Genomic DNA, 12218 nt, shown 5'->3' on the forward strand with positions numbered 1-12218 from the left:
GAACAATTCCCCTACGCGCCTCCACACTCAAAAGGAAAATAGTGAAATCGTCTAGGAACGCCTTTGAATATCTGGTTGACCGGATATTGAGGAAGCGCTGCGTACCTCTTATCGGCGCTGGCATCTCAATGACCTCTACCAAAAACGGCAAAGAATGGAACGGGCACTCGGTGTGGGAAATGCTCGGGAAGGTTGTTAGCCCAACCGTCGACATGCGAATCGAACGCCTTTCGAAGTCTGCGAGAGCTGCCGGAGACGCCGTCGCACTGTGTCAATCGTGTTTTTTGGCATTTGCGGACAATATTCGGCAACGATTGGATTTGGCCAGCGGTACCTGTCCGATGTGCGAACTGCGAGAAGCAAAACAGAGTCGTGCGCTAACAAAAGCATGTGAAGCATTCCTTTGGGAGCGTGGTGGCCCAAACAGGAAGGAAACGTACACGGAACTCGTCAAAGCACTACACATTGACCAGTTCGCCGACCTAGACCCAACATCGGCGCATTTTCACCTCGCATTTCTCGCGCGTGAGGGACTTATAACCGAATTCGTCACTACAAATTATGATTGCAATCTCGAGACTGCGTATCGCGAGACATGGTCAAACTCGCGTTCGCCTGAAATCGGACCAATCTGCGCTATTTACGACCTCAAGAGCTTCGCCGTTGGCGCCGCCGACAGCGCCAAATGGGTGGCGGGCGAAGACACGCGCCATCCATTGAAAGTATTCAAAATCAATGGCTGCGCCGCCCGACTACGGGAACGTCAAAGTCACGCAACGGACATTTTGCTTACCGCGTCACAGCTTCAGGATTGGCGGGCTAGACGTTGGGCTGCCGATTTTTTTCGGACGAAGATACGCATGGCGTCCCTTGTCACAATCGGCTTCGGCAGCGACGAACCGCAAGTGGTTCACACGCTACAACAAGTGTTAGAGGAATTTGCGGGCTTCGACAGTGAACCGAAAGGCTGGGGGAGCGATGACTTGTTGGCGTCGGAAAACGCCCCAATCGTGACGATGTACGAGCCGTATCCGAGCTTTCCACAGATGCAGCTTGCCTACGGGTTCTCGAGTTGGTTGACTGGAAATTCGACGGGCGGCGACGAACTCCTTATTGGACCGTTGCAGCGGCCTAGCAGAAGTCAAGCATTGGGCAGCGGTCAAGCGCGGGCGGCAAAAGGGCTGACGGCAGATGAACTCTGGGCGGACGTCTTTCAGGCGGTCTTTGGCCAATTGCTCGTCCGGGAGTTGCGTAACGCGGCGGCGACAAACAGTGCGGCGTTTACGGCGACTATCCCGTACGCCAATAGTTGGCTCAGCTCAATCGCTCAGGGGTTGGAGGGAAATGTCGCGTCACGGATGTTACCGGGGGCTAGCGAGGCACATTGGCTCACGGAACTTACCCCGAAAGACGCTGCGCCTCACGCGCGACCGCCCCAACTGACTCGTTGCGTCACTCATCTCCTCGGTCAGCTCGACAGTTTGAATCGCTATACAGCGCTGTCAGACCATGGAAGTTTCTTCACGGAATTGGTGCTACTGTTCGCCTTGCTGCGAGAAGCTTCAAGTTTGGGAGCAATGCCCGACGATTGGCAGCAGGTCGTCCTTCGTGGCGGAAGCGTTCTAGAAGTGCCAATTTACGTACCCGGCGAAAGCGGCGTCCCGACACCGACCTCCATATTCGTTAGCCGCACTCTTACGTCCACAAGTGGGCAATTGCCGCAAGTAGGCAATTCTAGCCGTGGGGCGAAGCGATTGGAGCTTGTGCTGGGGGCAGGGGCAAATCCCCTTGTTGACCTGGAGCGCCGGACGTTTGCTGTCAGCGCACAAGGACAAAGTCCGGTGACCTTGATACGCTTGGACTGGAAAGCGCTTTTCCCGCCGGACATGCCACTCAAGAGCTACCGCGATTTAAGTCGAAGGGTCAAAGACGCAGCCCATTTTCCGACTAAATATCGGCGGAGACTGGACGCGAGCGTTCGGACAAATCCGTTCCTTGAGCTGAACGCAGTTACATCAGGACTATGATGCTGGCAGAACATTCATTCCCTATAGCCCCCGGCGCTGCAGCTTGCGATGCAAATCAATTCAGCCTGCGCGCGTTCGAATGGCTCGCCTGGGACCGGCTAACGATATCCCCGATTGCAGCTGTGCTGCAGGCCGTTGGTACGGTCGCACCCGCAGAGGGCGAGAGCGGAATCCAGAAAAGAGACGCATTGCGAGACGAAATATGTGACCTTTTGGACGCGCTTTCGTCATTTGGAATGCAGGTTCCGCTAACTCTAATTGTTAGTTGTGACGAAGCGAACTACGACGCGTGGCACAAGCTGGCCGGAGACCAGGACTGGATTCGTGGCACGTTCTTCATCGAGCCATTTACACCAGCAGCCTTTCGAAGCGTCGGAATAGCAGATGCCGCGCAGTATGCCAGGATGCTGACAGATGTCGAGGCCGCTCACGTAAGCAATTACAAGCTTCGAACTTTGACCGACGCAGACTACCTCGATATCGTTAATAAACGTTTGCAGACGGAGAAGAGCAACTCCACGCGAGTGTTGGGTGGTTACATCGTCGAATCCCTCAGTGAAACGGGACTATTGAGAGCGGGCGAACCAGTCGGGCAAGGTCGGGTGGAGCGCGCGGTCAATCGTTGGGTGGCGCATGAGGTCCTCCCTCGCGCCTTGAAAGCGTTAGCTGAATCACCGACAGCCCCGCAAACAAAGGCCGCAACAAAGGATGGACTATGAGACCTGTGCAAAAACTGAAGTTAGAGAATTTCAGGGGGTTTGTCGGTACACACGAAATTGACCTTGACGCTGACTTGGTGCTTATTTCTGGAAAGAACGGTGTCGGAAAAACGAGCCTCTTGCTTGCACTCAATTTGTTGTTAAATGGTCAGACGTCCTCGCTTGAAAAACTTGGGGCGACTTTAACGAAGGGTGCCAGCTCCGGGACGCTGGAAACGACTGGAGCTTTTGCCAAGAAGATTGACCTGATGATGCCGCCGCCCCCTGTCTTGCATGCAGACCTGCTAGAGCGGGCTCATTTCTTTATCGCCGACTCAATCGATTCCCCTGAGTCGTCAAGTGATGTCTTGAGCATTCTCGAGCCACAGGCCGGTGCGTGGGTCGAGATTAAGCCCGCTTTGCAAAGCGCGGTAGACGAAATCGCGCGACACAGGAAGGAACTGGTAGCACGCGTTGCGGACACACAGAGTGCGCGACGGACAGCAGCTCGACGCTTTGAGAACGCGCGCGCCGCGCTAGATGTGGATGCGTTTGAGTGGACAGCGAACATTCGTGATGTACAGAGCCTGTTGCTGACGCAAGATAATTTGGCTAATCATTGGGAGAGTCAGCTTCGCAATTTGGTCGCAACAATCGGTTCGATTGTTGGGAGTAGCTCCACGCCCTCCACTGATGTAGCGACAACTCTAACCGAGCTGGCTCAACTATTAAAAATTCTTAGGAACAACGTTGCACACTCGTCCGGGCGTCCAGAATCGAAGCATAATCTTATCGCTGCGCTCGAGAATCGTCTTGAATTCTCGGCCGACGCTCCGTTCTTTTGGGCTCGTGAGTTGCCCATTTATCCGAGAGCTAGCGATGCTCCAGTGAGCCTCCCGGTGGACGCCAAATCCGAGCAGATTTGGAGAGAGAAAATAGGCGAAACTCAAGATAAGTACAGGACTTTTGAGCGACGGCTACGTGAGCTGGATAGATTTTTAAGTGATTTCGATTCTCCGCTGGAGTCGCTCACTCGCATGCTCGAGCAAATTGGGGAGGTAGCCCCTCCATGGCTCGGACAAATGGACAGGCATCATCCTGATGACGAGAGAGTGCATGCACTACATACTTGGCTGCGCGACACGGTTGAAAAGACGCCGTTGTTGCGCGCGGGCGTCGCGAGGTACGCTTCCGCTTTAGAGGAAGAGCGCCTCCATCTAGCGGATATTGTCAGGGAATTAGGCGAAGTTGACACACAGCTTCAGCATGAACTTTCGTGCGCAGCTGTCCTTCAAGGGTTGAAAGAAGAGCCTTGGGTGCAATCTGCGACAACCATCGGTGACTTGAAAGGGCAGGTCAAGGACATCTTGGACACCGAGCGGTATAAGGAGTCTCGGACCGACCGTGTTGCCGCTCAGCTGGCGACACTCGAAGAGGCGACTGTCGCTTGGGCCAATATCGAACGTGCAATCGAAGCCGAGACCCTCCGTGCTCGAGAAGCAACTTCCTTAAAAGAAGCCGAAAAGACATTTGTCGAAGCGGAGAGAACGCTCAAGCAAGCCCTATCTAATGACGGGATATTTAGTTTGGCATCCGCGATGAATGGTGGGCAGCTTGAACAACTTTTGTTGACTCTAAATAGATTATTGGCACGCTTCCACTTCCCGAAAGATTTTTTGCCCATACGCCTCGCACGAAATCCCGGACGAAGTAAGGCAACCGTGTATAGCTTTGTTTCACGGAATGGCGTCAACTTCCAAGGGCTTTCTACTGGGCAAAAAACGCAATTGGCAATCAGCTGGTCGGTATGCCTTAGTTATGCGTTGCGAGATAGACTGATGACACCACTCATCGCGTTTGACGACTTTACGACAGCTCTCGATATGGGGCAGTTGATTCCAGCTGCAGGAATATTACGTCAGCTTGCGTACAGCACATCTCAGCAATATCACCGCCAGGTCATCCTGACCAGTCATCATGAACAGATGACGAACTATCTCATCGATTATTTACTGCCCCCCCCTGGGAAATCGATGAAAGTCATTCATATCGAAGAGTGGACGCCGGCCAGAGGTCCCTCCATCGTTGAATACAATGCAAAGATGCCGAACGATTCCGAACCGCCCGACCCAGTGAGCATCTGTCGTTGGCTGCAAACCCAACTGCACGGGCGTACGCACTAAGGCGCACTCAGCTGGCCCGACCTAAGGAGCCACGAAAATGAGCGGCCCAATAGTTGCCCAACCTTCTGACATTCGGTACTCAATCGCTTGCACGAAATCGTTGCTTGATGAAGCCAGAACCAGCGGCAGAATGCCGCATTGCTCTCAGCCTAAGGAGGCAGGTGAGCAGTTCAACGAGTACTCTGGAAAGAGGTTGACGTAGTTAGACCGAGTGCGAGGCCGTCACGGACGAGGCAGCGATTTCAGAGCGCTGTCTCGTCCATCACGCCATCCCGTCGTCTCAGACTGCGATGGGAGCGGCAATTGACGGGTGAGGGTTGTAGCCGACCAATTCAAAATCCTCGAACCTGTACCCGTAAATCGATTCAGGCCTTCGCTTGATTTCAAGCTTCGGCAACTCCCGGACGTCGCGAGTCAACTGTGTGTGAATCTGCTGCATATGGTTGGAATAGGCATGCAGGTCGCCGATACTGACCACAATCTCGTGAGGCACTAGGTCGCATTGCTGGGCGAGCATGTGGGTGAGAAGGGCAAGTGAGGCGATGTTATAGGGCAGTCCAAGAAAGCTATCTGAGCTTCTGATGTACAACATTGACGACAATTTGCCTTCTGCCACGTAAAACTGGTAGAGCAAGTGGCATGGTGGCAAAGCCATCCGACCTTGCTTGGCATTTTCCTGCGGGCTGATAGATTCATCCGGTAGAAACTCGGGATTCCAGCCGTGAAACAGAATTCGCCGACTATTGGGATTCTTCCGAAGCGTGTCGATTACGTAATCAATCTGGTTGATGGTGCCACCATCTTTCGTAGGCCAAGCCGTCCACTGCTTGCCATAAACCGGACCAAGCTCGTTGTCTTCGGTGGCCCATTCATTCCAGATGGTGACGCCATTCTCGTTTAACCAGCTAACGTTCGTGTCGCCGCTGAGAAACCAAATGAGCTCGTTGGCGATGCTCTTGAAATGCAATTTCTTTGTCGTCAGCAGCGGAAAACCCTTCGAAAGGTCGTGCCTTATCTGCCGCCCAAAAACAGATGTTGTGCCGGTTCCCGTGCGGTCACCTTTGGCGGCTCCGTTTTCCAGCAGGTCTCGAAGAAGTTCGAGGTATTGCTTCATGTGTACGTCCAGTTATTCGTTTGTCCTACCGACAGGTGGGACGATTGACAGGTTCTTTCGAGCTTTGAGCCCAGCGATTTCCTTGTCCTTGCGGGCAATAGTCTCTTGCTGCTGAAGAACGTGTTCGTATAGCAACACGTTCTGCTGGAGAAGGCGGCCGATTCGTTCCCTGAGCTTGTCGGGTGTGTTTTCGGGCTGGTCGGGCGTGGGTTGGCTGTTCGCCTGAGGTTCCGCATCGGTTTTAAGCTTTTTCTTAATTTCTTTCAGTTTTGTGAGGGCCCAGGTCCTGTTGCGAATGGTGTTTCTCGACAACCCAGTCATCTTGCAAACCACTGCAACTATGGGTTTGCGCTTTCCGCGCTTCATCGGGTCGCCCAGGAGCGCCAGAGCATCCAGAATAAGCCTATCATTTTTCTCAGATTCAGCGGCGTTATGACTCGTCAGTTCGGGTGGGCGTTGGTCAGACATTAGTAGTCTCCCGTTCTAGCTTGGCAACGTGCCTATCCAAGGTCTGAACCAAGCCCCACCAGACCTTCTTGTAGGCCGGATTGGTCTCGCGCTCTGCTTCACCCATCGCATGATTTTTTCGCGCGACGAGCGCTCTCGCTGCCCGGTCTGTAATCAAATGGCTCGGACAGTCCGGGTCACATTGGAAGTCGCCGTAGCAAGGCGGGATGCTATCTGTCGGGGCGGCAAGATTTTTTCCGCAGTTTCCAATACTTGTTGGCATCAGTTTCACGCCACGCCTCGCCATATCCTTGATGTACTTTTCGCGCCGTTCTCCGAAAAGTCCCATGCCGGAGAAAAAACCGTCAATTCGTGCCTTATGCTTCACAGCGCCACCACCAGCAAATCTGGCCTCTTCGCCGTAGACGTCCAACAGAGCTCTTTCCCGGGCGTCCGCCAGACGGTTTGAAATGCTCGTCATCAACTGCTTTCGGTATTGTCCATACCCGGCCGTCACAGAGTTGGGCAAAGCGCTGAACTGGCTCCTGAAATGCTTCAGTTGCATACTGATGAATGGTAGGCCGACTTCCTGTTGCGCCAGTTGCGAGACAAGTGTCTCGCGGCATTGGTGGATAGAAAACGTCCAGTCAACGAAAAGGCCGTGGCTATCGATTGTTCGCAGCCATCTTGCGAACAAAGTGTTGAGTGTGCCGCCATGGGTGTAGCCCTTCTTGCCGTCACTCTGCCCTAGCCACGGCGACGAAAACAAGAATTCATTCCCCGTTTTCGCCGTGATAAACATTAGGATGTCGTACGCGTCCCGAACGATGTCTATGGCTAACCACCCCTCGCTTATTGGCGTATCTTTCGAGCGCTGTTTCACTTCCTTAGAAACCAAGAACCAGTAACCATGCTCTAGTTTGAGACAGTTGCGCTTCAAGTAGGCGACTTCAGTCGCGCGCATCCCCGTAAAAAGGAGAACAAGGAGCATGGCCGAGGTATGGCCCTCTTTGATAACTTGGTGTAGCTCGGACGCTGCGAGGCCGTGCTTGTTGCGAAAGGCGTTGCCGCCCACCGCGTCGCGTCTACCTCCATAATAGCTGTCAAACGCACTCTTCCGCGATTGACTCGAGTCCGACCCGAGAGAACGACCCAACGCTTGACAGTCGCTGTCATGCATTTCTAAGCCGGCTGCGGACTTGAACTCGACAATGGCCTTTTTGCAATAGTCAAGGAGATAGAGAAACTGCGCGTCAGACAGCGTGGGGATGCCGCCTTCGTCTTCCGAACTTCTCCAGGAAATCGAGCTTCCCGTAATATCGGAGAGCCCCCACTGCAAGGGCTCGCTAAGATTCTTCTGGACGCTTGGGTCCGAAATCAACTTGAGCGCCCGTTTTAGATGCTCCGGGCGACCCGCGAACGACGCAACGGTTTCCTTCACCAACGAGAAAGGAATGTCGGCGAGACTCGCTACGGCTAGTTCGGGCTTCTCTTTCGCTTTCAGGATGACCGAGGAAAAAAATTTCGCAAGGTCGTCGATGCGTCCTTTCACCGTTTTGGGGTCGAGTTGCTCCTTGGCGGTCTTCGCATCTTTTATCAAATTGGGAAAATTCCCAAAAATGACCGCTGCAATTTTGAGGTCGCGAACTATCTGCTTGGTCAGGCAATAAGTATATTTTGCCTTGTGAACAGAGTTCGGATGACTGAGAGTGGTGCCTCTGCCGTCAATGTAGTCTCGCCATACAAAGCTAGAGGTAGTCGGTCCTTTATATAGAGGGGAATCAGGGGCGACGAAGGGCCAGATGTCATCGCCAAACCGTCCGGACCAGACGGGCATGTCATCTCTAAAAACCGCTCGTCCTTCGATGACGTCGGACACCGTGGGGACACGTGAGAACATGGGCATGGCTAGATACCTTGGTAAATCAAATGGTCCACAAGCAGGTCATCCATGGTCGCCGCCATATGCTCGGCGCTCCGCAATACCGATGCAGGAAACACCACGTCGGGCTCCAAGAGACCGTCAATGAGCTTGACTGTGTCCTTATATAGCTCTTTCCTGCCTTGGATTGCGGGAGAGTCTTCATGAAGTGCCGTATTGACCCGCCCCTGATAGACCATGAGCTTGGGGAGAGATTTTTCGGTGACGATTGAGCTGTCGCACCGTATGCACATGTTCCAGTGCGCACAGGGGGAGCCCTCAACATGCTTTGTGACAGCACGCACGTTCGCGCTCGGATTGTAAGGGTCTCGGCAGCCGCAACCGGAAAGGGTTTCGAGGAAACCGTCCGAACTCGCGGTCATACGAGGCTTCGTAGCCTGTGCGACTGTCTGGTCGGTCTTCATATGTTCTTTGGAGCGTTGGGCTATGCGCTGAAGAGCTTCCGAGACGGTGCGGTTAAATACAGGTTGCAGTCCCTGGCTATCCAGATAAGTTGCGGTAGTCGCGATGCCTTCATGTCCCAGCGCTACCTGCACCTCAAACATGCTGGCCCCCGCCAGAACCAGATTGGTCGCAAGGGTTGGGCGGCACCGTGCAAGATTGAAATTAAAGCCTCGGCCGTACAGGCGATATAGACCTTCGCCGGAGCAGAACCGCCCGTACCAAGTCCGCACCTTGCGTTTGGGCTCTATCGCCACGACCGCACGATTACCCTCTCTTCGGGAGCGTTCGACGTCCTCAAAAATGAAGAGTCGCCGGGCAATTTCTGGAGGGGCGTCATTTCTGATTTTCGATGTGAGAGCGAGAACAAGACCGACTACCTTCTCAACCCGCTCGACAACCGAATCAGCAAGATAGTGCTCTTCCATTTCCAGCACTTCCAAATGCAGCTCTCTATCCTCCGAGCGAGTCGAACTACCGGACCGCCGCTTGTGGTAGATAATGACTGGTTGTCTAGTGAGCGTGTGTTCCTTCTGGTAAGAATCGACCTGTAGTTCCTTTAGCGCCTCGACATTCAAGCCTGTCAACATACTAAGCTCTAAAGCGAGTGGCATGATTATCCGGTCATCTACATGAGGCCAGACGCCCCATCGGATGAAGAGGGTCGACAGGCGCTTCATCGTGCAGACAGCCGTCAGGCGATTCCGCACACGAGAAAAATCCTCATACATCGCAAGCGCGTCACAGCCGAACTCGTTTTCGAACATCCACAGGAGCGCTCGGTCATCGTTTTTTCGTACATAAAGGGGCTCAATTCCAACGCTCTGTTCCGGAGTGAAACCAAGGCGCAATCGGACGGCGACGACTGAACTACTAATGCCATATGCATTACCCGCAGCGCTGATGCTGTTGTACGTAATATCTTCGACTGAAAGTGCAGTGGGCAAACCCTTTGATGAAGGGCGGGGTGACAATCCGATGGCCTGGCAAAAACTCCAGCCCTGACGAATTCGATGTGAAAGCGTTCCAGGTGCAATCCCGAACTGCTCGGCAGCTTCGGATATTCCGTAGTGTCTACCGTCTAGCTCAAGGGGCGGAAAGGCCATCTCGCGTTTGCGATACGGAATGCCTGCACCTGTAGGCGTATAACCATTGAGAGCGCTATTAGCCAAGCCAATCCACCGAGCGACCGCTGCGTTGATGACTTCCTGTTCGTCTTCGGCGTAGGCTGACCTCTGCTTCGTCTCTGACACACCTTTAAACATCGGTGCATGATAGACCACCGTGTCGATGACTCGAAGCGCATAGGCCATGTCCATAACTTGCCGGACTGACTTATAGATGCTGTAACGCGTCTTGCTCGCTAGTGCCTGCGCGTTCAACCACTTGTTGAAACGGATTAAAGCATCGGCTTCCCAGTGAGCGGTGAGATAGAAGCGTTTGTCGGACTCCAGGTCGTCGTAATATGCGTTGGTTTCAGTTACGAACTTCAAGTACTTGTTCTTTGCGTAACGAATTCCGTTCGCGGTCACTGTCTCGTATTCGGCTTCGAGTTGGAAGAACATCCACTTGACCTGTGCATATGGGTCCCGCATCGTCGGCTTGGGGGGCTGATGAAGACGCACAGGCTCGTCAAGCACGATGGCCTCGTCTTTCGATATGCTGCAAATGACCCAAGAATGTCTTCTCTCGAATCGTCTCGGCCTCTCCCAGACGATTGATTGCGCTTCCGGCTTTGGTCAGTGCTTGCAACATTGAGGGCGGAATCTGCGTGTATATCTCGGTTGTGGTGAGCTGCGCATGACCAAGCATCTGCTGAACAATCAGCATCCTGTCTTGGTAATCTTTTCCCATATCGGAGCGCAGCACCGAATAGGCGGTACCGTGGCGCATCCAGTGTGTTGACATCTGGTCTGTCAGGCCAACTCTGCGAATGGCATTCTTGAATTGCTTGGAAGCATTTCTTGTGTCCCAAGGCAACTGATTGACGGTGAGGAATGCGGGCTTGCTAGGGTCGTGAATGTCCCAGTCGGGCGCGAGTTTGTACTCTGGAGTACTGTGGTATCGCTTGATTCGCTTGAGAACAGCGCGCGAAATTAAAGTAATTTTCTCCGGAGTTTGACCGCCGCGCCCCTTAACGCGCTTCGCGCAGACCGGGATGAACTCAAGAGACGGGTTGTACATTGTGTCGTCGGGGATGTCGCCTAAAGTCAGCCGAGTCACTTCGGTGATTCTGAATCCCATGTCGTACTGCGCATGAAACATGCACCTTTCGCATTCGTTGTGCATCCCGTTCAGAAGCTCAATAACGATTTCAGTAGAGACAAATTTGGGACTGCGCGCATTGGGGGTGGCGACGATGTACCGAAGGCTGTTGTTGCGACCGTAGGGCGAATCCGCCGGGTCTCTAAGACGTCCCGCCTCGATTGTTGTCAACCATTCGAGAAAATTCTTTACGCAAGCCTCTCGGGTGTGCAGCGTGAAGTGGCTTTCTGCTCCGAGCTCTTTCATGTCGTCGAGCCAGGCGGCGATGTCCTGACGACTCAAGAGGGGCAGTTGTTCGTCGATAGTGAGGTTTGGATACAACTGGCGCCTTTCCATCCAGCGACAAAGATACGAAAGGATGCGGCCGTATAGCACGACAGTGTCGTGCCCGACAGTCAGTCCAATTACAGCACTCAACGAACGCAACCACCCATGCATGGATTTCACCACAGCCCCGCTTGAGTCCACGACGCTGAATATGGGGTAGCTGCTTTTGGGAATCGACGCATCAAAAGTGTCGCCACTGGAAAGCACAGTCATGGGCGAGTCGCTGTATCGCACCACTACAAACTGCGCCTCGAGGGCACCTGTACGTGTCATAGGTATTTCCAAACATCTGTGGGTACAGGCAAAAGCGGTCGCACGTCGTCTATCCAGAAAGTGTCCTCGGCCGATTGTACATCAGACTGATGAAATGGCTAAAAAATATGGTTGTGAGAAACAAAACAGGTTTACCGGTCGTTTTGCACGCTCAGCCGTGTAACAACCCACGAGATGGCCTTTACTGTTTGGTTCCAAAAACACATTTACGAGAATCAGCTCGACATGTTGCAGCAGCAACTCACGCGCGAGCCGTACGAAAGCCCGGCTTTCGCGATTTCGGATCGCGTGCCGGAGTACGCAAAAACCGGCGTGTACGAGCCGGAATGGCTCGAAAAGATCGAGCCGTCGGATTTCTCGCTGGTTGGCTACCGGCATCACGAGCCGCTCACTGCGCCAATGGCCGTTTGAGCGTCGGCGGGCAAGCTGCCCGGTCCGCATGAAGAAAAAACCCCCGCGATGCGAATCGCGGGGGTTTTTTCATGCTGGCTGCAAACGCAA

Annotated in this window: 8 protein-coding genes and 1 pseudogene; 4 read left to right on the top strand and 5 right to left on the bottom strand. The window is 53.6% G+C overall.

Translation table 11 applies throughout. The features are described from left to right. The first annotated feature begins 41 nt into the window (after nucleotides 1-41). Genes BLW71_RS00200 through BLW71_RS00210 form a run of 3 tightly spaced genes read left to right on the top strand, consistent with a single transcriptional unit; the run spans nucleotide 42 to nucleotide 4908 of the window. Nucleotides 42-2027: an SIR2 family protein gene (locus tag BLW71_RS00200; protein WP_091792515.1), complete on the top strand. Its 1986-nt coding sequence runs from the start codon at nucleotides 42-44 to the stop codon at nucleotides 2025-2027. Next, on the top strand, nucleotides 2024-2746 hold the full coding sequence (locus BLW71_RS00205; RefSeq protein ID WP_091792516.1) for a hypothetical protein: 723 nt from the start codon (nucleotides 2024-2026) through the stop codon (nucleotides 2744-2746). Before BLW71_RS00200 ends, BLW71_RS00205 begins: the two co-directional genes overlap by 4 nt. A gap of 5 nt (nucleotides 2747-2751) precedes the next feature. Beyond that, nucleotides 2752-4908 carry an AAA family ATPase gene (locus tag BLW71_RS00210; protein WP_177204933.1) on the top strand — a complete coding sequence of 719 codons (2157 nt, stop codon included), beginning with the start codon at nucleotides 2752-2754 and terminating at the stop codon, nucleotides 4906-4908. Nucleotides 4909-5188: 280 nt separating this feature from the next. Here the strand turns inward: BLW71_RS00210 and BLW71_RS00215 are convergent, their stop codons facing one another. From BLW71_RS00215 to BLW71_RS00235, 5 genes are all read right to left on the bottom strand, one after another. After that, the gene (locus BLW71_RS00215) at nucleotides 5189-6022 is read right to left on the bottom strand and encodes a thymidylate synthase (RefSeq protein WP_091792518.1); all 834 of its coding nucleotides are present in this window, start codon (nucleotides 6020-6022) and stop codon (nucleotides 5189-5191) included. Between the two features lie 12 nt (nucleotides 6023-6034). Next, on the bottom strand, nucleotides 6035-6490 hold the full coding sequence (locus tag BLW71_RS00220) for a hypothetical protein (RefSeq protein WP_091792519.1): 456 nt from the start codon (nucleotides 6488-6490) through the stop codon (nucleotides 6035-6037). Further along, a complete protein-coding gene (locus BLW71_RS00225; protein WP_177204934.1) occupies nucleotides 6483-8348 on the bottom strand; it encodes a site-specific integrase in 1866 nt (621 codons plus the stop codon). The genes BLW71_RS00220 and BLW71_RS00225 overlap by 8 nt, the downstream gene beginning before the upstream one ends. 29 nt (nucleotides 8349-8377) lie before the next feature. Continuing rightward, nucleotides 8378-10417, bottom strand: a complete 2040-nt coding sequence (locus tag BLW71_RS00230) for a site-specific integrase (RefSeq protein ID WP_143048269.1) — start codon at nucleotides 10415-10417, stop codon at nucleotides 8378-8380. Between the two features lie 67 nt (nucleotides 10418-10484). Then, nucleotides 10485-11717: a tyrosine-type recombinase/integrase gene (locus tag BLW71_RS00235; protein ID WP_091792522.1), complete on the bottom strand. Its 1233-nt coding sequence runs from the start codon at nucleotides 11715-11717 to the stop codon at nucleotides 10485-10487. A 198-nt stretch (nucleotides 11718-11915) separates the two neighbouring features. On the opposite strand from BLW71_RS00235, the pseudogene BLW71_RS00240 reads away from it, so the two are divergent. After that, nucleotides 11916-12128: pseudogene (locus BLW71_RS00240) on the top strand (thymidylate synthase); the annotation flags it as partial. Nucleotides 12129-12218 lie beyond the last annotated feature (90 nt).

The sequence above is a fragment of the Burkholderia sp. WP9 genome (assembly GCF_900104795.1).
Classification (GTDB): Bacteria; Pseudomonadota; Gammaproteobacteria; order Burkholderiales; family Burkholderiaceae; genus Paraburkholderia.

Excerpts from the sequence above, each read along its gene's own strand:
- BLW71_RS00205 (WP_091792516.1), top strand. The coding sequence starts at position 2,024 with ATGATGCTGGCAGAACATTCATTCCCTATAGCCCCCGGCGCTGCAGCT.
- BLW71_RS00215 (WP_091792518.1), bottom strand. The coding sequence starts at position 6,022 with ATGAAGCAATACCTCGAACTTCTTCGAGACCTGCTGGAAAACGGAGCC.
- BLW71_RS00235 (WP_091792522.1), bottom strand. The coding sequence starts at position 11,717 with ATGACACGTACAGGTGCCCTCGAGGCGCAGTTTGTAGTGGTGCGATAC.
- BLW71_RS00230 (WP_143048269.1), bottom strand. The coding sequence starts at position 10,417 with ATGTTCTTCCAACTCGAAGCCGAATACGAGACAGTGACCGCGAACGGA.
- BLW71_RS00220 (WP_091792519.1), bottom strand. The coding sequence starts at position 6,490 with ATGTCTGACCAACGCCCACCCGAACTGACGAGTCATAACGCCGCTGAA.